This is a genomic window from Paenibacillus sp. FSL H7-0357 (genome assembly GCF_000758525.1).
In the GTDB taxonomy this organism is placed as follows: domain Bacteria; phylum Bacillota; class Bacilli; order Paenibacillales; family Paenibacillaceae; genus Paenibacillus_AQ.
In genome coordinates this window covers 1,853,808-1,875,949 of sequence record NZ_CP009241.1, presented here as the reverse complement: position 1 = coordinate 1,875,949, position 22,142 = coordinate 1,853,808, and the positions used below count along the sequence as shown (strand labels likewise).

Here is a 22,142-nt window from a genome sequence, read left to right as displayed (position 1 = left end):
TATGAGAATACCCTATTACGCGTTAGTTAGCTGGAGCTACACGGAAAAATGGAAGCGGTTGAGCAGCGTCTCGCCTTTAAAGACCAGATACACATCGTTTCCACCAGCTTCAATTTCAGCTTGAACAGACAATGTCTGCCACTGTTGCAGGCTTTCGCCCGCCGGAACCTCAAGGGTCGCCGCCAGTTGTCCTGCCGGGCCTTCTGTTCTGATCTCAATGCTGCCGCCGGTCACGGAGGATACGAGCGCGTGGAACGTTGCGGTGCCTTGACCGAACTCCACATCTTTGAAGGCGATCCATGCTCCTTCACCTGTCGGATGGACAGAAGCGCCGCCCGCCTTGCATTCATCCAGATATACCGCTTCGTAGTCGTCGTAGTTCTCGGCTTTGACCGTCGCATAGAGATTGCGGGCCGGAATCGTTTCGCCATGCACTTTGATCTGGGCGGTCAATTGAATATCACTTGAAGAGCGACCGATCATTACGGCATATTCGCCGTTTTCAACACAGTATTGTTCACGCGTTACATCCCAGAAAGCCAGCTCGGCAACCGGCAACGTGAATTCCACCGTTTGCGTTTGTCCTGCGGCAAGCCGGATCTTTTGGAACCCCTTCAGCTGCTTCAGTGGACGTGTGACTCGGGAAGACAAGGACTGCACGTATAATTGAACGACCTCGTCGCCATCCACGGCACCGGTATTCTCAAGCTGAACGGACAGGCTGATCGTTCCGTCCTGCTCCACTTCCCTGGCAGCCAGCGACAGGCTGTTATAAGATACCTGCGCGTAGCTCAGGCCATGGCCGAACGGATACAGCGGCTCACCGTCAAAGTACATGTACGTTCTTTTGCCTTTAATAATGTCGTAATCCATCAGCGGAGGAAGCTGATCCACCGACCGGTACCAAGTCATATTCAGCTTGCCGGACGGGCTGTAGTCGCCAAATAGAACATCGGCTACCGCGTTGCCCAGCTCTTGCCCGCTGTGGGAAGTATAGAGGACCGCCGGGATATGCTCATCAATCCATGTGGAGGTGATCGGGTAACTTCCGACAATAACCACTACCGTATTAGGGTTGGCTTCATACACAGCTTTGACCAGATTCTCCTGCTCTTCCGGCAGGACGATATCCGGTCTGTCGATCTCTTCCTTGCCGTTCAGGAGCGGATGATTGCCGACGAATACAACGGCAACTTCTGCGGCCTTCGCCGCTTCAACCGCAGCTTCTACTCCGTTTACCACGATATTTTTGCGGAATGTGTTGTCCAGCGCAACAGTATCCTGATCGGCTACACGGAGGGTTCCGTCTTCGGCATGGATTGAGATCGGCTTGTCATTCCAGGTCCGCAGGCTGACTGTACCTTCGGCTTCCGGTACAATATTCAGTGCTTCCTTCACATACCAGCCATAGATTTCATCAGCGGAAGCCGTCAGTGTATCGGCGTCGCTAAGGGTGACATATTGTCCCCGGCTTGTAGCTTCAAGAGTGTTGCTCGTCCAGCCCCAGGCCGTATGGCGGAACAATTCTCCGCGCTCCTTAGTCTCATGTTGCACTGCCAGTCTGCCGTCCTCGCCAGTGATTCCTACGGCTTGGCCTGTTGCCGCCGAAGTCAGGATGATCCGGTCATCGCCGCTTTCGAACGACACCTGTTTGCCTGCAAGCTTCTTGGTCACTCCCTGCAGAGGTGTGACAGCATAAGGCTGGGTGCCGGAATACCAGTCTCTGAAAGCTTCGTCCCCGAGCGGACCGATGACCGCAACTTTGGACAACTCTTTCGGGTTCAGCGGAAGCGTGCTGTTCTCATTCTTCAGGAGTACAATAGACTGCTTCGCAGCTTCCAGCGACAACTCGCCATGCTCCTTGCTGAGAATGACGGAATCGTCGATTGCCGCATACGGATTGCCTTCTTCAGGATCGAACTCACCCAGAAGGAAACGGACACGGAATGTGTTGAACAGCGCACGGTCCAGATCTTCCTCGGCAAGCAGCCCTTCAGCCAGTGCTTCATGAATAACCTTGATCGTCTCTGCTGTTTCTTCTGTCACGCTGTCGATCCCGTTTTTGATCGATTCAGCCATCGACTGGGCGAATGACTCATAATATTTATGATCCTTCACAATACCGAACAAATCCCCGGCATCGCTTACAATAAAGCCGTCCATTTCCCATTCGCCTTTGACAATATCCATCACCGCAGGATGCAGGATGACCGGTACCCCATTAAGCGAGTTGTAGGCGGTCATCATGGACTTGGCGCCGCCTTCCTTGAAGGCAGGCTTAAAGGCTTCCAGATAATATTCACGCATATTTCTCGGATCAATGCTCGACGAGTCAACGCCGCGGTTGATCTCATTATTGTTGCCGAGAAAATGCTTCAGTGTTGCTACCGCTTTCAAATACTTGGGATGATCGCCTTGGATTCCCTGCACCAGTGAAGTACTGAGGCGTCCGGTTAATTCCGGATCTTCGCCGTATGCCTCTTCCGTGCGGCCCCAGCGCGGATCACGTTCCATATCCACCGTAGGTGCCCATAGTGTCAAGCCGTTAACGGTCGGATTCTTCTTGTAGAACGCTCTCGCCTCGTCACCGATGGCTGAGCCAATCTTTTTCAAGAGTTCCGTATTCCAGGTGCAGGCCAATCCGCTGACCTGAGGAAAAGCAGTTGCCTTGCCCAGCCACGAAATCCCGTGAGCCCCTTCCGTACCATGTTTATAGGCTCCTACGCCCAAGCGCTCTACAGCGGCTTGATATTGCGGCATCAGGTTTACCTTTTCATCCAGAGTCAATCTGGAGATCAGATCTTGCACGCGTTCATTTACAGGTAAATCCGTCTGCTGATATGGGTATGTAGCTGTTTCCATTAGTAGTTCACTCCTTCAATCTTTGTGATAACGGTTTCATCGTAGCTCATGGATAGCCGGTTAAGGCGCTTCCACAGGACTCTCCTTCACCATCATAAAAGATTACCGTGAGCAGCAACACCTTAACAATTATAATAAAAATCAGTTCATAATTAGAGATTCTAATCATGAACTGAGAAAACGCCGGGCATCAGGGGAGATGCCTGACAGATTACCATCCGGGTGATGGATAACAAACCTGCTGTCCTGGTAGTTCAGCTCTGCCGAAGCCGGCCGGCTGCGGATTTCCTTGGGAGAAAGGCCGAACCTGGCTTTGAATACCTTGTGAAAATAGGAATACGTCCCGAAGCCGCAGCTCCCGGCAATATTCTCCAGACTTAAGTCGGTGAAGCGGATCCGCTCCAGGGCGTTGGACAGGCGAATCTCCTGTGTATACTGGATAATGGTATAACCCGTCAGCTCTTTAAAAAGATGTACGGCTCTGGATACACTCAGTCCGGCAAACCTGGCAACTTCCTCCACTCTTAGCGGATTCAGCGCATTTTTGTTAATATAGCGTCTCATCCGCAAAACCAGTTCATTCGAGCGTCCCTGCGGGTTATGCCCCGAGACAGCTTCACCCGACAAACGGTCAAAAGATAGGCATAGCGCACACAATAAATGCCGGATCAGCTCAGGGTTACCTTGTGCGATACGGTGCTGCTCGATGCTGAGCTGCTGCCATAACGAGAGCATACCTTCATCCAGATGAACTCTCTGCTGAGTCAGCCGGGGCTGGGATTCCCACCATTCTTCGATCCAAGAACCTTCACACAGTAAATAATAGTCGCCACTTTCGATTTTTCCGTCAATTGCATCCACCGCTAAATGATATGGCTCTCCAGGACGATAGATTAATAAGTCGCCTGGCTGTACAAGACTCATTTTGCCGCCTACAAGCGCCCTGCAGTTGCCCACCACCTGCAGCCGGAACAGGAAAAACGGTGGCGGCGTAAAGGAAGATTTAAACGGAAGTGTATGAAAAGAATAGGCGCAGGCATGCAGCCTCAGGTCCATATCGTTCACCGCCTCAGCTAAATAGTAGAGCTTTTCGATCAGATAAAACATTCAATAATCGCAAGCCATTATCTATACTATAACCAAATCAAAGAGAAAGCCGCAAGGCTAGAAAGTGAAGGAGAAACTTTACGTACATGTTGACGCGAACCCGCCAGCTTTTCCTGATTCCAAGCTACTCCCTGTTTATGATCTGCATGATGCTGCAGGGGATGGCCATTTCCATCAGCTCTCCCTTTTTGGCCGTTTATTTCACAACAAAGCTGGGGGTTTCCGCAGGAACCTTCGGAATCTTTACCGCAGTAACCTTAATCAGCGGGGTCTGGCTCAGCTCGATCATTGCCAAACGCTCCGATTCCGGACTGAACCGTAAAACACTCATGGTCACAGCCATGCTGTTCAACGCACTGGCTTTTGCCGGTTATTTATTCATCCACGAATTTTATGCGCTGCTGCTGTATATGACGGTCTTCACTGCGATTGGCGCTCCGGCCATGCCGCAAATGTTCGCCAGTGCACGGGAAGCGGTAAATGCCAGTCCGTCCGCCGATCATGCCTTTGCCAATTCAAGTCTGCGCTCGATGTTCTCCCTGGGGTTTATTACCGGCCCGCTGATCGGCTCGATCCTCCTTTAATCACTTGGGGTTCCAGGGTATTTTCATGAGCACCTCACTGATCTTCCTGCTTAATGCCTTGCTGGTCTGCTTCTTCGTGAAACGTCCTGTATTAAAGAAGCCAGCCGGTATTCAAGCCGCAACGCAGCTGAAGCTGTATCAGAACGCCAGAGTGCTTATCCCGTTTCTGGTGCTGACCCTGTTATATGCCGGGCACTGGCTTAACAATCTGAATATCTCATTGTTCATCATTAACACCTTGGGCGGCAGTACGCAGAATGTAGCTACGGTCTCGAGTATTTGTGCGCTGCTGGAGATTCCATTCATGCTCGTATTAGGGGTATTGTCTGCCAAAACCTCCAATCGGGTGCTGATGTTCTGGGGAATACTACTGGGAGCTGCTTATTATATTTTGGTGCTTGCCTCGACACAATTGTGGCATCTCTTGGCCGGGCAGGTGCTGCTGGCTTTCTTTGTTGCCGTGATTTCGGCCATCGGAATCAGCTACATTCAGGATTTGCTCCCTGATCTGCCCGGATATGCTTCAACGTTATATACCAATGCCACTACCATCGGACGGCTGGGCGGAAGTCTGGCCGGAGGGGCCGCTGCCGAGTGGGTCGGATACCGGAATGCTTACTGGGGCTGCTTGCTGCTTGTTGTATTCTCCCTTGCACTTATGTTGCTTCCCCAGCGCTACTCCGCACAAAAGGTGTATGAATCCTAAATGCAACCAGACAGGAGGCAATATTATGAAAATCATGCTTGTTGACGACAAACCTCATGTACGCAATCACCTGAAGCTGATGCTGAAACAGCTCCATTTTAAAGAGGATGTTATTCTTGAGGCTAATTGCGATCAGGAAGCCATTCGGCTGATTACCGAACATGAACCGGATATTATTGTGACCGATGCCAAACTGCTGCTGCTCGGAGAAGCGCCTTTATCTGAACGCCTTGCCAATGCCCAATATCCGCAGAGTACAATTATTGTCACCAGCAGCCATCCGTTTGTCCTCGAAGCTTTCAGCAAAGGGGGCATTGTTTCCCTGCTGAAACCTATTGCTACAGGCGAGCTGGAAGGCGCGTTAATGAGAGCCTTTGCCGTCACCGGATAACCGGGACAATACATCCTTTGTTTTAGAAAAAAAGAGTGCCCTATCCAATGATAGGTGCACTCTTTTTGCATTTATTCAGTTGATTCAAAGATTAAAAGAAGTGTTTGGCGTTCACTATCTTCTCCGTTTTTTAGGCACGGCTCTGCGTTTGGCCAAAACCGGTCTTCCCGAGGCTAGCTTTCTGGCCTTCAGCGGAACTCTGCGCACAAGCCGTTTTCCAGGCTTTGTAGGCAATGCTGTCCGAAGATGGATTAACCCTTTTTTGCTTCGGCTGCTGCTGGAGATTAACACAACTGTGTAGTTGCGGACGCTGGATCCGACAGGAACTCTACGAAAGCCAAGTTCTCTGCAGTCGTTGCAGTCGCTGTCCCAGCACTGATTGAAGGCGTCATTAGGGATATCTGTATAGTATCCCCCTGACCAGGTATAGCTGTCACTCTCTGCATAGTAAAAGAATGTGTTGCCCCCGGCATACCCGCTCCACACTTGTCTCGACTGGCCCGGTTCGATCCGGTACCAGCCGATTGTGGCGTAGTTGACAGGAGAACAGCTGAAATCCGGGTAAGCATAGGCAACAAATATCGTCTCACTTGTACTGTTGCGGAAATTAAGCCCCATTGTCTTCATTCCCTTCATCACTTTTTTCCTTACCCTGCATCATATGAAAATAGTGAATAAAGGGGTTGGACAATAGTTTATTGTTAGACAAATAGGGCATATTGTCACTCCAGTCATTGTGCGGCATGTACGACAAAATAAATAAATCGCCTCTGGACTTCATAAAAGAGCGGATAATCGCCCATGCCTTTTACACCTCAGGATAATATACTATCTTATTCTAATGAGGTTAGGTGATGAACAGTGGCAACATTTGCTGAAGCTCTTGTGATAAAGAAAAACATAGCAAGTACCGTGCTCAAGAACCGGAAAATTCATGGAGTCGGGATAGGGTATTACGACCCCAAACATCCCAAAAAAGGCGCAGCCGTGATCCTCTACGCCAATGCCGTGAGCAGCACCGCCCTGGGTTTGGGTCCAAAATTCTCCTCGCAGGTCAAAGGCAAGCCTATAAATGTCCCCATCCGGGTAGTAAAGACCAAAAAAATACGCAGCAATGCAAGTTACCAGGACCGGATTCGTCCAGTCGTAGCAGGCTACAGTATTGGTACGACCGGCGGTTCAGGAACCGCAGGCTTAATTGTCAGCAGCGGCAATCAGCTGTATGTGCTCAGCAATAACCACGTGCTTACCAATCCGACCAACTCCAACAACCGGGCGGAAACGCTGCAGCCGGGCGGCGCGGATGAAGGGCGGACCGTAAGGGATCGGGTCGGGTATTTATCGCGTTTTGTAACTTTGAAGACAAATGGTACTAACCGCATAGATGCGGCCTTGTCCCGCCCTGTAAGAAACAGCATTCTCAGTCCGAAATATGCAACGGTAGGCAACATTCCCGGTCATGTCACTTCCTACCGTGTAGGGGAGCGTTTCAAAAAGGTAGGACGGACAACAGGTCTGACCAGGGGAAGAGTCGATTCGGTGAATACGGATGTACAGGTGGATTATGGTAGGGATGTAGGCGTGCTAACCTTCCGCAATCAATCGATAATTCTGAGTGATACACCTGTATCGCTTCCTGGAGACTCCGGTTCTGTCTGGCTCAGAAGCGCGGATAATTTCGCGGCGGCTGTGAATTACGCCGGTACAGAGGACGGAAAGACTTCGGTTGCCTTTCCCGTCGATTGGGCACTCCGGGCACTCCGGGTGCGTGTAGCACGTCCTGCGGGACAAAGAGCGGGCAAGGTAAAGGTTGTAGATACCCATAACGGCAATGCTGCTTATACCCGCCGCCTCACTCCGAAAGAGCTTTCCATGCTTAAGGTAATCCGGCCAAAATCTAAATAAGAAACTCTAGAATAATTTGGATTAATTTCCATGTACATTCATACAAGCTCACACCCCTCTCTTCTCGTAAGATAATCTATCCTACGAAGAAAGAGGCGAGCAGCAAATGGCAATAAAAAAACTATCACTTAGAAATAAAGCTAAAGGTAAAGGTAAAAGAGTCACCCTGCGGCCAAACAGAGCGCGCTCCACGCAAAACCTTGGGAATGGTTTCCGCCGTATTCAGTTTCCCGCTGTAATCATCGAAGCCAACGACTTCCTTTTCCTCTTCTTATCTGCTGGAAGAGGCAGAGCTGTCGTTAGTGCGGGATGGACAATTTCCAATTTGACTTCCGCCTGGCCAACAGACAGCTTCCCGAACAGCGACTCGGAGTGGGTTATCATCCTTGAAAACCCGACAGGCGTTGCAAGAAGCGTCATTCCGTTCCTGATTACCAAGTCACGCCGCTAATAGCAGAGGGTGCAAAAAGAAACGGCGGCTCCCCCTTTGAGGGGAGCCGTTGCATTTAAAAGAGACACGATATCCCTAGGGTATCGTGTCTCTTTTTATTAGAGATTACACTGGCTGCTATACTCTCGACCCTGCTTCCTTGTTAATAGACGCAGGTTTCACTCCATAGGTGAAGTCACCGGCTATCCCCCGAATCCAGGCGGAATATAATCTCCCCAACCCTCTTATGGTCATAGGCAGCAACAGGGCCAGCACTATGCCGATTGCAGCCGCTACCCAGGAACGCTGATATACATTAAGCCACGGCAAGAACAGATTCATCGTCCCGTCAAAGGAATACAGATCAAAGGAAAGGGATAAGACCTTGCTTAACTTGTAAGCTGCCGGTGACAATATAATCGCAATAACAACGGCGGGAAGCGTGACAGCAAGGGTAAACCCGGCAATGCCTACGGGAAGCTGGGCTATACTATAGAGGATCCCCCGCCAGCTCTTACGATTTAAAAGCATAGACAGCATGGAACGCCAATCCTTCCAATCCACAATGGATCGGGAGTCCTCAGCTTGGAGCGGTTGCTTTTCTCCCTGCATCCACTCTGTTACCGCCTGCTCCTCCTTGGCCATCATCCAGCGGCATAGGGTAAATGTTGCAGCCAGCAAAGGCAGCCCAATCCCTACAATAAGCAGCGGCAAGCCGGCACATATGCCTGTAACGGCAATTACAAACGCTGCGATCCCCTTCGGAAGGGACAGGATAAGCAGGAGCCAGGACTTCAGCGCACTTGGTTTACGCATAATTAAAAGCCTCCTAATAAGGTCATTGTAGAAATGTACAAGCTATCCATCAGCCGATCCACACTCTGCCGCACACTTAATTCAGCAGGGAGCTCATCACCGGCAAAACACAGCTCCAGCGTGGCATCGCGGATGATTCCATCCACAGTTACCTGAATGAGCATCAGAATGTCGGTTAAGGGAACAAGGGGCCGGAACTGGCCTTTAGCTTCACCTTCTGCACAATAATTCATCAATTGCTGAAAGAAATAATTGTAGCCGTGCCCGGACTCGGCTTCTGCTTCCGCAGCCTGCTCAGCAAGCTGCTTCTTAACCAGCTCCGGCTGACTGGCATAGATTGCATTTAGCTCAAAGGCCAATTTGCTGTAGCCACTCTCCATAGAAGCCGTAATCTCTTGCCCGATGAAGGTAAAGATTGCGCGAAGGGTCTGGTCAGGTGAAAGGCGGGCCGCAAAAAGCTGCGTTAAAAAACCTTTGAAATCTATCTCAAGATCAAAACGGTCGGACAACGCAAACCACACCTCTTCAATATTGGCAAAATACTTATATACGCCCCCTTGGCTTAGTCCGGTCTGCCTCACGATATCCTTCATTGTTACTTTATGCAGCGGTTTACGCGCACTAACCTCCAGCGCTGCATCCAAAATTTCATTGATTCTACTCTCTGTATATGCCTCGCTAACCTTTGGAATACAATGTCCCCCCTCACTCGAAATAACGACACATTGTCGTTTTAATTATTCTCATCTTACGCAGCATCGGGATCATTGTCAATATTTTGAAATTGAAGTTTTTTTACCGGTCACGCAAAAAAAAACAGCCTGTCCTTAGACAAGCTGCCAGATGTATTCGTTACGTGCGCCATATAATCCAACTGCTCTATTCGTTCCAAATAAGCACATGGACCGGCGTAGGATTATAGGCGTTGCATGGATTGTTCAATTGGGGGCAATTGCTGATCAGCACCATGGCATGGCAGCTGGATTGGAGCTCTACATAACACCCCGGTCCCGACACGCCATCCTCAAACGTTAATCCGCCTTCAGGCGTTACAGGCACATTCATGAAAAAGTTAATGTTTGGAGACAGGTCTCTTTTTGCATAACGGTGGCCTTCCGGATGTTTAGCAAGCTCCAGCATAAACGTATCCCGGCAATTATGCATGTGGCCCTTCTCATGCGCATACCGGATTGTATTGCTCTGGGAAGAGCAGGAACCGCCCAAGGTGTCATGTCGTCCGCAGGTATCGGCTACTATGGAGGCAAGCTCCTTGCCGGATTCCGCCAACAGAGTTGAGCCTGTAGTTAAATAAATATTGCTCTGTGAGTTAATCGTCCGTACAGCGCTGTAATGATCTTCCGGATTGTTCGCATCATACAGCAGCGTATCTGCGGCCTGGTTTCCTTCCAAATCCACGATTCTTAGCACCTGTCCCGGTTGCAGCGCATACATCCAGCCTTCTCCGGCCGGAATGACCTGATCATAAACAGCAGCCTCCGGTTTACGGGTGCTTTCCACACGATGAAATGCCTTTAACATGTTCTTCCTCCTTCACTTAACAAGACTTTCTGCTAGTTTTGCAGAGCGTAATACGTCCATGTGTTGTCAAAAGCGCGGCGGTTCTCCGGCCGGAAATTGACGCAATAGTCCCCTGCATCCACCTGCACGGCAGGAAGCACCTCAATCTTGACAGGCACAGATGGATAATCCCCCTGCGGATCGAGAGGATGCGGCGTATTGGAAAAGATCAGGAGTACATCCATCTCCAGGCGAAGTGTCACCGTTGTTCCGGCAGCACAGTGATTGTCAGCAAACCGCATATTCCCTTCCTCATCGCAGACAACCTTGGAGAACCAGTTCACCACAGGTGAGATATCGCGCTCACCCAAGCCATTCCTTACAAGCTCAACCGCCAGATTCTCCTGGCCGCTGCGCAGCCAGCCATTGCGGCTTTCCTGGTAGCAGCTGACTCCGTATTTGCTGTCCGTGCCTGCCCTTGTCGTGTAACCACCCAGCGGATCATGCCAGCCCAAATCATCATGCAGAATGCTGGCCAGCGCCCTTCCGTTATCGCTCATAAGCACATTGCCCCTGGTTAAGTGAGCAGTATGCTGCGCCTTCAGTGTATCGGGCATATTGTAACGCTCAGACAAATCTCGTGCATGATACATCAGCATTGAGACATTGGCGCCCGCTTCGAGTGCCGTCAGACGAATCAGCTTCCCTCTGCCAACAATGCCGGACCACTTGCCTCCCGGATGCATCGTTTCACTCCAAATCGCATTCATCAACAACTCCACTCCTTTTCCCCTCTTGTCAGCAGCTATTTCAATCCGTTCTAAAGCACAGCAGTCACATCAAACTTTATGTTAGGCAAGATAACATATCATTTCGATAATTGTCAAACAAGAAAATAAATAGTTTTGATTATAAATGAATGTCTCACCGCTTCTTTCTGAATCTTTCCCGCAAGGTTCCCGGAGGAACCTTCATCTATGTAAAATACGAATCATTCTCTCAAAACACTTCCCTTCTCCTCCCAATTCCTTGCTCAAAATAGCCGAAACAGTAGACATTTAAGGGTATCTTTGATTAAACGTTCACAAATCCGGAGCGATTTATTTAGCGACACTTCACAAATAGCACCTGTCTTTAGCGGCCTAATCTGTCAACTCATGATGAAAATCATCCCATGCTCCTGCGATGCCTTGACAGTCTTCCAGAACGGGAACGATAATGAAGAACATAATTAACGTGTTAAATTAATTTACATTAAAACATTGAATATCTCTCTTCATCATCGTTTAAGCTCTCACTAAAGTCATAATATCTAACACGAAACTTCATTATTTAACTTTCGCAAAACACATTGGTTAACTATCTGACAGAGAGGGGTTCAACCATTTTGAAAAAAATGACGATCAGCACATTGAAGACGATGTACAAAAACGGCAAACTAACACCTCTGGCATTAATGGAGGACATTATCAGGCAGGCCGAGCAAGAGAAAGAGAGCAACATCTGGATCACCCCTCCTTCGTTAGCTCATATCCAGCCTTATCTGGACAAGCTTGAACAGATGAATCCGGATGAATATCCGCTGTGGGGCATCCCTTTTGCCATCAAGGATAATATCGACTTGGCAGACGTAACTACAACAGCCGGCTGCCCCGCTTACTCCTATCAACCTGAGAAGAGTGCAGACATCATCACCAGGCTGGTGAAAGCAGGAGCTATTCCTATAGGAAAAACGAATCTGGATCAATTCGCGACCGGCCTTGTCGGTACACGCAGCCCGTTTGGAGAAACGCATAACGCGCTTAAGCCCGAGCTGATCAGCGGTGGCTCCAGTAGCGGTTCTGCCGTAGCCGTCGCAAGAGGACAAGCCGTCTTCTCGCTTGGAACCGACACTGCCGGGTCGGGACGCGTGCCGGCGGCGCTTAATGACCTGGTAGGCTACAAATCAAATATCGGCGATTGGCCTACCCGGGGTGTGGTGCCGGCCTGTGCCACCCTGGATTGCGTAACGGTATTCGCAAGCACACTGGACGATGTTTATCTTGTGGATGCTGTCGCCCGCAGCAAGCAGCCGGGCGGCAATGGCAAAGACAAATATGAAATCATCGCTTCCGTGAAACCTCAAAAGCTGCTGCTTCCTAAAGAACCTCTATACTTTTACGGCGAGTTCAAAGATGCCTACCGCACGGCATGGGAAGCGGCGGTACGGCGCTTGGAATTGTGCGGAATTCCTATAGAATATGTGGATTGCAGTCTGTTCAACAAGACCTCAAGTCTTCTATACGACGGTCCTTGGGTTGCCGAACGCTGGTCCGACCTTGGAGAATTCGTCGAAAACCACCCCGGGGACATTTTTGAGGTTACCGAACAGATTCTGCGCTCCTCGCTGGTGAAGGGCTACGATGCAGCTTCTGTCTTCACAGCACTCCATGAGCTTCGTGAATACAAAGAACAAGCTGATTTGCTCTTGAAGGACGCTGTACTCGTAATGCCGACCTGCGGCGGGACCTGGACGAGAGAACAGGTTGCAGTTTCCCCGGTATCCACCAATAGCGACATGGGCCATTATACTAACCATTGTAATCTGCTTGATTTAAATGCTGTCGCTTTGCCTTCCGACTATGCAGGGGAGCAGCTGCCTTTTGGCATTACGATGTTTGCCATGAGAGGCCAAGAAAACATGCTGAAAGGTGCGGCTGGCGAATTTATGAAGACCGAAGCCATCGAGCTTGCCGTCTGCGGTCTGCACATGCGGGGTTTCCCGCTAGAGAAGCAACTGCTCGACTGTGACGCTTCCTTCATCCGTTCCGACCGGACAGCTCCCTGCTACCGGCTGATTCGTCTTAACTCCGTCCCTGCCAAGCCTGGACTGATTCGTTCTGAGCAAGGAAGCTCCATTGCCGTTGAAGTGTGGAGAATTCCGATTGGCCGGCTTGGCGAATTCATCCGGCTGGTGCCAGCACCGCTTGGAATCGGCAGAATCAAGCTGGAGGACGACAGTGAGATCACCGGATTTATATGTGAGCCTTATGCCGAGATAAACGGCGAGGATATTACAGGATACGGCGGGTGGGCAGCTGCGGAGCTAGACAGGTTCCAGAGTGATACCCCTGCTACAGGCTGATCACTATGCTGATAAGGAAGGGAGGCGAGAACGATGACTCCAACCGGAGTATCTGCTGAAGAAGCTTCACCGTCATTTCGGTGCAGTGATCTATACGATATGGAGTCCCTTCAGAATCTCAAGCTGCTCGCAGGTAAAGACCGGCTGGATAATATCATTAGCCGGGTCAACATCATGGAAGTTCCGGATATTCAGAACTGGGCACAGGCAAATGAGTTTCTGGTGACCACCGGCTATTCCTACCAGAATAATATGGACGCCTTCCTTGAGCTTATCCCCCATCTGGTGAACCGGGGTGTAGCGGCATTCGGCATTAAGCCCAAGCGGTTTATTGCCGAGATTCCGCAGAAGATCATTGATTGCGCAGAAGCTCACGGACTGCCGTTGTTCGAGCTTCCGGAATCGACCATTTTCTCCAATGTGGTGCGTGAGGTCATGGAGAAGGTGATCACATTTGAAACCCGGAACATTCTGTTGCTGCAGCGCCGCCTTGAACAGGTATCGGAGTTGATGCTCCACGGGTATGATATGCCGGGAATTCTTGAGGTCGTCGGGGAGATGATCGGCAATCCGATCTCTATACTGAATGCTTTCAGCCAGTTCATCGTTTCCCCCGGGCAGCTGGACTATTTCAAGTCCTTCTACGACCACCTTCTAAGCTTTGATTCCAGATCTTCTCCCAAGCACAGCACTATTCATGCCATGGTTGCCGCAGATCACAACGTCAACCTGCATGTCTTCAACCTATGGGAGACAGAGAGAGACCCGATCCTGGTGCTGGTCGCGGAGAAGAACGGAGCCTGCAGCGAGCTCGATCTGTCCACAGTGTCCCGGATTCTCCCGCTGCTGAACATCCGGCTTAGCGGTGAGAACACCTATAAGCTGGTTCAGGCCAAATACTTTGATGATTTCCTGAAAGACTGGCTGATGGGCTGCATCCCAAGCTCCGAGGATCTCGATATTAAAGGCCAGTTCTACGGGTGCAGCAATCTGTCAGCCTGCAGCTACCGTGTAGTCATCGTGAAATTCCACTCCAGCGTGCAGCCGACACCGGACTCCGCCATTCTATCGAGGCTTAATCATATGGAGCCCAGAAGTCCATCCCTCTTTACGTCGATGTCCGGCAAAATCGTCGCGCTTATGCCTCAGACTGACGGAAGCAGCGATGATCCACATAATAAGGCGGAAGCCTTGGCGGGACAGATTGCAGAAGCATGCGGCACAACTGAGTTCTCCTTATGCATTGGTGAATCCAGCAGCGCACTCTCTATTAATACGGGATATATCGATACTGAGAATTTATATATTGCCTCCTGTATCAGCCGGGAGAATTCCAGACTGATTACCTGGAAGCAGCTTGGCATCTATACGATACTCTCACTGCTCCCCAAGCATGCCAACGTCGAGAAGTTTCTCGACCGCTTTATCCGGCCGCTCGTGCTGTACGACAAAGCCCATAATTCCAGCTTAATTCTAACACTGACCGCCTACTTTCAAGTGGGCTGCAACATCAAAATCACCGCACAAGCCATGTATACCCACTATAATACCGTCGTTTACCGCCTCGATAAGATCAAGACGATACTCGGCATCTCGTTCGACGATCCGGAATTACGGCTTCAGTTACAACTGGGTTTAAAGATTTACGAAATGGGAGAGTAGAGCGAACATACTTTGAAAGGGGAGTTATAAGTGAACAACAGAGGTCTGCTGCGAAATCTGTTTCGGATTCGTCGGGATATTAATCCTCGTCTATTTAATTCTATTATGATCATCACTTTCTTGCTGCTGATTTTGCTGTGGTATGTTGGGAGCAACTTTTCGGGCATCAACCCGATCTTCCTGCCTACACCTCAAGCGACCTTCTCTTACCTGTTCACAGCTATCCTGGATGGAAGCATCTTGCAGGATATCACTATCAGCTGCTATCGCGTGCTGATGGGCTTTCTTATCGCGGTTGTGATCGGCGTTCCGCTGGGCCTGCTGTCAGGCACCTATAAAATCATAAACGCTGTAACCAAACCGTTGATCGAATTCTTCCGCTACCTGCCCGTATCGGCGCTGATACCGCTGATCATGGTCTGGACAGGCGTAGGTGAGACGGCAAAAATTACGATTATTGTCGTCGGCGCCGTCTTTTCGATGACCGCCATGATTGCAGATATCGTCAAAGGCATTCAGATCGACCTGATCAACACTGCTTATACGCTGGGAGCCTCTCAAGCCCAGGTGATCCGCAATGTCATTATCCCCGCCATTATGCCGAATGTCATGGACACGATGCGCATGGTTATGGGCTGGGCATGGACGTACCTGATTATGGCGGAAATGCTGGCTTCCAGCTCCGGGCTTGGCTACAACATCATGATCGCAGAACGGTTTATGAAGACTTACATCATCTTTGGCGGCATTTTTGTCATCGGAATTCTCGGTTTGCTGTTCGACCGTATATTTGCCTTCATCAACAAGCGCCTGTTCCACTGGGCCGAAGACGTGTAAAGCAGCCACACTCGAAAGGGGACCACTCTTATGCAGCAAGTGCCAGCCATCAAAATTTCCTGCAAAAACCTCAACAAGATTTACCGATCCAAAAAAACGGAAACCTTCGCTCTTGAGAACATCAACATTGATATTGCCAACAATGAATTCATTAGTGTCGTTGGCCCCTCCGGCTGCGGCAAATCGACCCTGCTCCGCATTTTTGCCGGACTGGACGAAGCAACCTCCGGCGATATCCTGCTCGACAACCGCGTCATGACCGGCCCGGGCGCGGACCGCGGCATGGTATTCCAGGCGTATACTCTATTTCCATGGCTGACAGTAGAGAAGAACATCCGCTTTGGGCTAAAGCTGAAGAAAATGCCCAAGGCGGAGGCGGATCAAATCGTCGAGAAATACTTGAACCTAGTGGGCTTAACCGATTTTCGCAACAGGCTGCCCAAAGAGCTGTCCGGCGGTATGAAACAGCGGGTAGCCATTGCCCGAGCGCTGGCCAACAATCCGGAGGTACTGCTGATGGACGAGCCCTTTGGCGCACTTGATCCCGACACCAAAGGAAATATGCAGCTGCAGCTGCGGGAATTGTGGGAGAAGGAGAAGCATACCGTCATCTTTATTACACACGACATCGAGGAAGCCGTCTTCCTGTCCCAGCGTGTGTATGTTATGAGCTCCCGCCCGGGGCGGGTCATTGCGGATATCCCGATTGATCTGCCGCAGAAGCGCGATCTGGAGCTTAAGGACACACCGGAATTTATCCAGATCCGCAAAAAAATCCATAGCCTTCTGCATTCAAAAGATTTCGGGAATGACCTTCATGCGACAAGCTAGCTTTATCGCTACATTCCATGAGGATAAGGCTTTTCTGAAAGGCTTCCTGCTCTTATCACTTCCTATCGGCCTGCAAAGCATGTTGACCAGCATCACCAACACCTTCGCTTCCTTAATGGTAGGCCAGCTTGGAGACCTGCAGGTATCTGCTGTCAGTCTGGCGGGGCAAGTCTTTTTCATTCTCAATCTGATGATTGTCGGCATTGTCAGCGGCTCTACCATTTTTCTGTCGCAATATTACGGTAAAGGCGATCAGCACAATCTCAAGATCGCATCGGCTGTCGCATTTGCCCTCGTGCTTGCGGTTAGTGCCTTGTTCACTCTGATCGGCCTGCTGTTCCCGGCAGAGGTGCTCCATATTTTCTCCAATGAGCAAGAGGTGGTTGAGCAGGCTGCCAATTATCTGCAGACGGTGTGCATCAGTTATTTGCCTACAGGGTTGTCCCTGGCCTGCACAATGATCTACCGGAATATCGGGCGGGCCGGCCTGCCTCTCCGGATCACTCTTTTGACGATCATCATCGACATTATTCTCAGCTATATGCTCATCTTCGGCTATGCCGGTCTGCCTGTTCTCGGTATTCAGGGGGCTGCCGTTGCCATTGTAATTGCCAGAACGATAGAAATGCTGATTACGACTTCCATTCTGTACAGCAAGTTCAAAAGCTTTGCTCCGACACTCCGGAATCTATTCTCGGCAAAAAAGGAATTTCTAGCAGTATTCTTTAAAACCTCCGCTCCGGTCATTTTAAATGAGACGGTGTGGAGTATCGGTTACGCCTTGTATAGCGTCGTCTTCTATCATATGGGCTACGCGGTCGGGGCAGCCGTCGGGATCGCCAAAGTGCTGGAACAGCTGCTAATCGCATTGTTTATCGGAACCGGACAAGCTGCCGCGATTATTCTCGGTCAGACCATTGGAGAAGGTAAACCGGAGAAGGCTCCTTATTATTCCAACCGTATGGCGACCTATACCGCTCTCGGCGGAGTACTGCTGGGCATTATTATGATGACCTGTGTGCCGCTCTTCCTGAATCTGTACCAGGCAATTTCGCAGGAAGTCCGCGATACCATTGTCCTGATCGTCATCTATCTGGCAGTCATCATGCCCATCAAGGGAATGAACTTCATTCACATTATGGGAACGCTCCGGGCCGGCGGCGATACGAAGATGTGCTTCATCATTGATAATGTAGCCCTGTGGTGCGTATCCCTTCCGCTCACATTCCTGACCGGCTACGCGCTTAATCTCGGCATCGAAATCGTGTTTCTGTTCGTAATTCTGGATGACTTGTTCAAGTTCACGCTGGTACGCATCCGGATTCGGGGCAACAAGTGGATTCACAATCTGGTGGAATGATTCCTTGGAATCCTTCTGCCGGATGTTGATCATATACAAACCAAATGGAGGGGAAGAAATCAACATGAAACAAAAAAAATTCGGCTTCATTCAAACGGGTGCGACCCTGCTGGCCTCGGTGGCCATGCTGTCCAGCTTATTGGCTTGCGGAAACACGAATTCGGCGGATGGTTCAGCTGATGCTGCAGGCGGCAACAGCTCTGCCGCTCCGGCAAAAAGTCCTGTTACCGTGAAAACGGCCTATGCGCCATTCATCGGCGGAATTGGCATTTATGCACTGGATGATAAGAAATTCGACCTCGACCATAACGTTGACCTGAAAATCGGCGCGTTTGGAGCCACCTCTCCTCTGATGAGTGTCATGACTGGCGATGTAGACATGGCCTTTACGACTCTCCAATCCTATTTGGTTTCAGTGAATGCACTTATTGAAGAAGGCTCCGATATTACCACGTTGCCAAAAATCGTCTATTTGCATAATGCTTCTACGGGCGCAGACGGCATTGTATCCGATGCAAGCATCAAGAGCGTGGCTGACCTGAAAGGAAAATCTGTTAGTGCTCAATACGGCGAGGTAACCCACTATATGCTGGCCAAGGCACTTGCTACGGCAGGGATGACTATAGACGATGTCAAGCTCGTAGATATGGGGCCGGGCAAAGGCGGCGCCGCGTTTGTGGCCGGCAGCGTAGATGCAGCAACCACTTTCGAGCCTTATCTGTCCCAAGGCACAACCTCGCGCGATGGTAATATTATCATTTCGACTGCCGACATGGAGAATACGATTCTGGATGTCGTGGTAGTATCCGCCAAAAACGCTGCAGAGAAGCCGGAATGGCTGCTAAACACGCTTAAAGCGGTGGAAGACGCAACTCAATACATCGAAGGTGATCTGGATGCAGCTGCGGAGCTGACAGCTGACGATCTGCAAGTAAGTGCCGAAGAAGTCAAAGCGATGTTCCCTACCGTTCATTTGTACACACTGGCCGATAATGTGGAAGGCATCGGTGAAGGCGGCTGGATTTACGACACCATGCAGGACGTCGTTGATTTCTACACATCCATCGGTATAATCAAAGAACCGTTTGACGTAACACAGCTTGTATCTACAGACTTTTTGTGGGAATAGCTGCTAGCCCGTAAACTATTATTATAACCGGAGGCGATCCTTAATGATTACGATACCCGAACATAGCGTGTACATCCTGATTGATGTGCAGAACTCGGATCCTGCAAAATCGCGCGGCCTGACTCCACAAAGACAGGCTTATCTCAAAAACGTGGAACGCGTAACTGAATATTTCCGCACACGCGGCGATGTGCCGATTGTGCATATTCGCGAGATTCACCGCAAAGACCTGATCGACTTTGGCCGGGAGCTTGACGGCGCCGAGAATATCCATTGTGTGGAAGGGAATCCCGAAGCCACCTATTATGAGCCTACAGCACCCATCGAAGGAGAATACACGGTCGACAAACGCCGCTATAGTGCCTTCTTCGGCACTGACCTGGAAATTCTGCTGCGCGGCCTCAAGGCTGAGCACCTGTTCCTGGTTGGGGGCATGACAGACATTTGTGTGCATTATACTGCGGTAGACGCGCATCAATACAACTATCATGTGCATGTGTTCAAAGAAGCTGTTGGCACGCCAAGCAGTGACGAAGTAGCTCAAGCCGCACTAGACAACATTGAATACTTTCAAACTGGCTCGATCATCTCTGTCGAGGATTTATTTAACTAAAATCAGGAAAATGAAAGGAGATTTCTTATGAACAAAATACCTGAACATAGCGCCCTCATCGTCGTAGACATCCAGAACGACATGGAGAGCGATGCCATTCCCGTCATGGAGGGCGGCACTTGTATGCTGAACTCGCCCAAGGTTATCAAGCATTTCCGTGAGCTGGGTCTGCCAGTCATCCAAATCCGCGAGCTTCACCGCGCCGACCTCAGCGATTTCGGGCGCGAGCTCGACGGTGTGGAGAAGATTCACTGCCTGGAAGGCACTCCGGCCGAAGAATTCCATCCGTCGACCGCGCCAATCGAAGGCGAATATATTATTACCAAACGGCGGTACAGCGGCTTCTTCGCGACTGACCTCGACCTGCTGCTCCGCTGCCTAGGCGTCAAACGCCTATTCCTCATCGGCGGCATGACAGACATCTGCGTCCGCTTCACAGCCGTTGATGCACACCAGCATGACTATCACTTTCATGTCGTATCAGACGCCGTAATCGGCACCAGTCATCAGGCACATAACATGGCGCTCAAGAACATGGAATATCTGCAGACCGGTGCTAACATAACTACGGAGCAGGTTCTCGCTCTATCTCTGTAATCCTTATATGCTTGTATGTATATATAGAAGGAAAAAAAGCAGCATTCTGCCGTATGTTCCCTTGCCAGGGAGCATACAGATAGAATGCTGCTTTTGATTATTGTTCATAAACCGGGTTGGCTGCACTGCTGTGCAGCCATCTCATCAGCGTTATTCAGGCTGCTGCCGGAATAACCGTTCCTTCACCGGTGGATTGACATGAGCGGGAATCGGGCAGGTATAACCTTCCATGCCGCCCCGGTTTCTAAGCTCCTGCTTCGCTTCTTCCAGAATGTCATGGTGCATAAGCAGTTCGACTGCGGTTGCAGCCATGACCTTTGCTGCATGCAGCATGCCCTTATGGCTGGCTGAGGTCATCCCTTGCGCCACCATCTGCCAGGAATGAAATGGCGTTTCCGACGCGTAGCAGACGGTCTCCAGCTGAGCCGTCGGCACAACCCAGCTTACATCCGATACGTCAGTAGAGCCTAACATTATTCCGCTGACAGGTTCGTATGGGTCAAGCGTTTTCAGCAGTCCTCCCCCGTTCACAGCCCCTGTCTGTACAGGCTCCAGCGTTGTTAAGATTTCGCTTGCATAGCTTTGCTCGTCCTCTGTAAACGCAGGTATGCCCAAATTTGTGAAACATCGATACATAACCTCTTCCAGCGTTACGTTTGGAATGAGATTGGAGCAAGCCTTTTCGAATTGAATGTCCACTTCTGTTCCGGTCATCAACGCCGCCCCCTTCGCCACATCGTTTATTCGCTGATAAATCTCGTTCACCTGCTGCATTTCCGGTGCGCGAATTAAATAAACAACCTCGGCTACGGCCTGCACCACGTTCGGGAAATGTCCGCCCGTCTCGGTCACCGCGTAATGGAACCGTGCTCCCGGCGGGATATGCTCCCTCAAGTAATTGGCCCCCACGTTCATCAATTCCACGGCATCCAGGGCGCTTCTTCCCTTATGAGGACTTATGCCGGCGTGTGCACTTTTGCCTTGGAACCTGTAGCGGAGCTGGACATTGGCCGATGACGTTTGTGACACCACTGCATTGTTATAGCCCGGATGCCAGGTTAAGGCCGCATCCACATCATCGAAGAGGCCTTCGCGTACCATGAAGGTTTTGCCGGATCCGCCTTCCTCAGCCGGACAGCCGTAGTAACGGATCGTTCCCGGAAGCCCCTTCTTGTCCATATATTCCTTAACGGCGATAACGGCTGCCAGTGAGCCCGTTCCAAGCAGATGATGGCCGCAGCCGTGGCCGTTCCCCTTGTTCTGAAGCGCCTGTTCAACCGTTACACCCGCCTGCTGGCTCATATTTGGCAACGCGTCGAATTCCCCCAATACGGCAATAACCGGACTTCCCGAGCCATACGTACCGATAAATGCGGTTGGAAGACCCCCGCCATGACGCTCGACCCGGAAGCCGGACAGCTCCAGCTGATCTGCCAGCAGACCCGCCGACTCAAACTCTTCGAACTTGGTTTCTGCCAATCCCCAGATTTGATCGCTTAGTTGCGTAAACATTTCCCGCTTATGCTCAATCCTATCCGCCAACCAATCATAATCAGCTTGCTGCTCCTCACGTATGTTCTTCAAGATGCACCTCCGGTATATTTTTGGACGTATTATTACCTTTTCCAAAATTATAGTATACTTAAGAGGCCTATTCAATGAATACGAGT

General features: G+C 50.4%; 19 protein-coding genes and 1 pseudogene. 12 read left to right on the top strand and 8 right to left on the bottom strand.

All coding sequences use genetic code 11. The features are described from left to right. Positions 1–36 precede the first annotated feature (36 nt). Together H70357_RS08265 and H70357_RS08260 are read right to left on the bottom strand one after the other, a co-directional pair. On the bottom strand, positions 37–2,862 hold the full coding sequence (locus tag H70357_RS08265; protein ID WP_038587777.1) for a glycoside hydrolase family 3 protein: 2,826 nt from the start codon (positions 2,860–2,862) through the stop codon (positions 37–39). Positions 2,863–3,027: 165 nt separating this feature from the next. Next, positions 3,028–3,918, bottom strand: a complete 891-nt coding sequence (locus H70357_RS08260) for a helix-turn-helix transcriptional regulator (protein ID WP_052091909.1) — start codon at positions 3,916–3,918, stop codon at positions 3,028–3,030. A 137-nt stretch (positions 3,919–4,055) separates the two neighbouring features. On the opposite strand from H70357_RS08260, the pseudogene H70357_RS37080 reads away from it, so the two are divergent. Further along, positions 4,056–5,259 (top strand): annotated as a pseudogene (locus H70357_RS37080) (sugar efflux transporter). 25 nt (positions 5,260–5,284) lie between these two features. Then, positions 5,285–5,650, top strand: coding sequence for a response regulator (locus H70357_RS08250; RefSeq protein WP_038587775.1), 366 nt, complete (start codon positions 5,285–5,287; stop codon positions 5,648–5,650). Between the two features lie 114 nt (positions 5,651–5,764). On the opposite strand, the gene H70357_RS08245 is transcribed toward H70357_RS08250, so the two are convergent. Beyond that, positions 5,765–6,286 carry a DUF1036 domain-containing protein gene (locus H70357_RS08245; protein ID WP_231578393.1) on the bottom strand — a complete coding sequence of 174 codons (522 nt, stop codon included), beginning with the start codon at positions 6,284–6,286 and terminating at the stop codon, positions 5,765–5,767. Positions 6,287–6,511: 225 nt separating this feature from the next. Here H70357_RS08245 and H70357_RS08240 point away from each other — a divergent pair, with 225 nt between their 5' ends. Both H70357_RS08240 and H70357_RS08235 read left to right on the top strand, forming a co-directional pair. Further along, positions 6,512–7,555, top strand: coding sequence for a chymotrypsin family serine protease (locus H70357_RS08240; RefSeq protein WP_038587773.1), 1,044 nt, complete (start codon positions 6,512–6,514; stop codon positions 7,553–7,555). Between the two features lie 106 nt (positions 7,556–7,661). After that, positions 7,662–8,006, top strand: a complete 345-nt coding sequence (locus H70357_RS08235) for a hypothetical protein (protein WP_038587771.1) — start codon at positions 7,662–7,664, stop codon at positions 8,004–8,006. Between the two features lie 117 nt (positions 8,007–8,123). Here H70357_RS08235 and H70357_RS08230 read toward each other — a convergent pair whose 3' ends face one another. From H70357_RS08230 to H70357_RS08215, 4 genes are all read right to left on the bottom strand, one after another. Beyond that, positions 8,124–8,801: a sensor domain-containing protein gene (locus tag H70357_RS08230; RefSeq protein WP_038587769.1), complete on the bottom strand. Its 678-nt coding sequence runs from the start codon at positions 8,799–8,801 to the stop codon at positions 8,124–8,126. Between the two features lie 2 nt (positions 8,802–8,803). Further along, positions 8,804–9,445 carry a TetR/AcrR family transcriptional regulator gene (locus tag H70357_RS08225; protein ID WP_197073667.1) on the bottom strand — a complete coding sequence of 214 codons (642 nt, stop codon included), beginning with the start codon at positions 9,443–9,445 and terminating at the stop codon, positions 8,804–8,806. Positions 9,446–9,680: 235 nt separating this feature from the next. Continuing rightward, complete coding sequence (locus H70357_RS08220) at positions 9,681–10,340, bottom strand: urea amidolyase associated protein UAAP2 (protein WP_038587765.1); 660 nt, start codon at positions 10,338–10,340, stop codon at positions 9,681–9,683. 32 nt (positions 10,341–10,372) lie between these two features. Next, on the bottom strand, positions 10,373–11,089 hold the full coding sequence (locus tag H70357_RS08215; RefSeq protein ID WP_038587762.1) for an urea amidolyase associated protein UAAP1: 717 nt from the start codon (positions 11,087–11,089) through the stop codon (positions 10,373–10,375). Positions 11,090–11,715: 626 nt separating this feature from the next. Here H70357_RS08215 and H70357_RS08210 point away from each other — a divergent pair. The 8 genes from H70357_RS08210 to H70357_RS08175 all read left to right on the top strand — a co-directional run bounded on the left by H70357_RS08210 (position 11,716) and on the right by H70357_RS08175 (position 20,472). Next, the gene (locus H70357_RS08210; RefSeq protein WP_052092481.1) at positions 11,716–13,443 is read left to right on the top strand and encodes an allophanate hydrolase; all 1,728 of its coding nucleotides are present in this window, start codon (positions 11,716–11,718) and stop codon (positions 13,441–13,443) included. Between the two features lie 33 nt (positions 13,444–13,476). After that, positions 13,477–15,105 (top strand): PucR family transcriptional regulator, encoded by a 1,629-nt coding sequence (locus H70357_RS08205; RefSeq protein WP_038587759.1) that lies wholly within the window; start codon positions 13,477–13,479, stop codon positions 15,103–15,105. A gap of 30 nt (positions 15,106–15,135) precedes the next feature. Continuing rightward, on the top strand, positions 15,136–15,942 hold the full coding sequence (locus H70357_RS08200; protein WP_063848030.1) for an ABC transporter permease: 807 nt from the start codon (positions 15,136–15,138) through the stop codon (positions 15,940–15,942). A 30-nt stretch (positions 15,943–15,972) separates the two neighbouring features. Beyond that, positions 15,973–16,773 (top strand): ABC transporter ATP-binding protein, encoded by an 801-nt coding sequence (locus tag H70357_RS08195; protein WP_038587756.1) that lies wholly within the window; start codon positions 15,973–15,975, stop codon positions 16,771–16,773. Then, the gene (locus tag H70357_RS08190; protein WP_038587754.1) at positions 16,760–18,133 is read left to right on the top strand and encodes an MATE family efflux transporter; all 1,374 of its coding nucleotides are present in this window, start codon (positions 16,760–16,762) and stop codon (positions 18,131–18,133) included. The genes H70357_RS08195 and H70357_RS08190 overlap by 14 nt, the downstream gene beginning before the upstream one ends. Before the next feature lie 64 nt (positions 18,134–18,197). Next, positions 18,198–19,262 carry an ABC transporter substrate-binding protein gene (locus tag H70357_RS08185; protein WP_038598964.1) on the top strand — a complete coding sequence of 355 codons (1,065 nt, stop codon included), beginning with the start codon at positions 18,198–18,200 and terminating at the stop codon, positions 19,260–19,262. Between the two features lie 43 nt (positions 19,263–19,305). Continuing rightward, positions 19,306–19,875 (top strand): cysteine hydrolase family protein, encoded by a 570-nt coding sequence (locus H70357_RS08180; RefSeq protein WP_038587752.1) that lies wholly within the window; start codon positions 19,306–19,308, stop codon positions 19,873–19,875. 27 nt (positions 19,876–19,902) lie between these two features. After that, positions 19,903–20,472 (top strand): cysteine hydrolase family protein, encoded by a 570-nt coding sequence (locus H70357_RS08175; protein WP_038587750.1) that lies wholly within the window; start codon positions 19,903–19,905, stop codon positions 20,470–20,472. Positions 20,473–20,622: 150 nt separating this feature from the next. On the opposite strand, the gene H70357_RS08170 is transcribed toward H70357_RS08175, so the two are convergent. Then, positions 20,623–22,056: a M20 family metallopeptidase gene (locus H70357_RS08170; RefSeq protein WP_269322482.1), complete on the bottom strand. Its 1,434-nt coding sequence runs from the start codon at positions 22,054–22,056 to the stop codon at positions 20,623–20,625. Positions 22,057–22,142 lie beyond the last annotated feature (86 nt).

Excerpts from the sequence above, each read along its gene's own strand:
- H70357_RS08265 (WP_038587777.1), bottom strand. The coding sequence starts at position 2,862 with ATGGAAACAGCTACATACCCATATCAGCAGACGGATTTACCTGTAAAT.
- H70357_RS08260 (WP_052091909.1), bottom strand. The coding sequence starts at position 3,918 with ATGGACCTGAGGCTGCATGCCTGCGCCTATTCTTTTCATACACTTCCG.
- H70357_RS08250 (WP_038587775.1), top strand. The coding sequence starts at position 5,285 with ATGAAAATCATGCTTGTTGACGACAAACCTCATGTACGCAATCACCTG.
- H70357_RS08245 (WP_231578393.1), bottom strand. The coding sequence starts at position 6,286 with ATGAAGGGAATGAAGACAATGGGGCTTAATTTCCGCAACAGTACAAGT.
- H70357_RS08235 (WP_038587771.1), top strand. The coding sequence starts at position 7,662 with ATGGCAATAAAAAAACTATCACTTAGAAATAAAGCTAAAGGTAAAGGT.
- H70357_RS08230 (WP_038587769.1), bottom strand. The coding sequence starts at position 8,801 with ATGCGTAAACCAAGTGCGCTGAAGTCCTGGCTCCTGCTTATCCTGTCC.
- H70357_RS08220 (WP_038587765.1), bottom strand. The coding sequence starts at position 10,340 with ATGTTAAAGGCATTTCATCGTGTGGAAAGCACCCGTAAACCGGAGGCT.
- H70357_RS08215 (WP_038587762.1), bottom strand. The coding sequence starts at position 11,089 with ATGAATGCGATTTGGAGTGAAACGATGCATCCGGGAGGCAAGTGGTCC.
- H70357_RS08210 (WP_052092481.1), top strand. The coding sequence starts at position 11,716 with ATGACGATCAGCACATTGAAGACGATGTACAAAAACGGCAAACTAACA.
- H70357_RS08205 (WP_038587759.1), top strand. The coding sequence starts at position 13,477 with ATGACTCCAACCGGAGTATCTGCTGAAGAAGCTTCACCGTCATTTCGG.
- H70357_RS08195 (WP_038587756.1), top strand. The coding sequence starts at position 15,973 with ATGCAGCAAGTGCCAGCCATCAAAATTTCCTGCAAAAACCTCAACAAG.
- H70357_RS08190 (WP_038587754.1), top strand. The coding sequence starts at position 16,760 with ATGCGACAAGCTAGCTTTATCGCTACATTCCATGAGGATAAGGCTTTT.
- H70357_RS08185 (WP_038598964.1), top strand. The coding sequence starts at position 18,198 with ATGAAACAAAAAAAATTCGGCTTCATTCAAACGGGTGCGACCCTGCTG.
- H70357_RS08180 (WP_038587752.1), top strand. The coding sequence starts at position 19,306 with ATGATTACGATACCCGAACATAGCGTGTACATCCTGATTGATGTGCAG.
- H70357_RS08175 (WP_038587750.1), top strand. The coding sequence starts at position 19,903 with ATGAACAAAATACCTGAACATAGCGCCCTCATCGTCGTAGACATCCAG.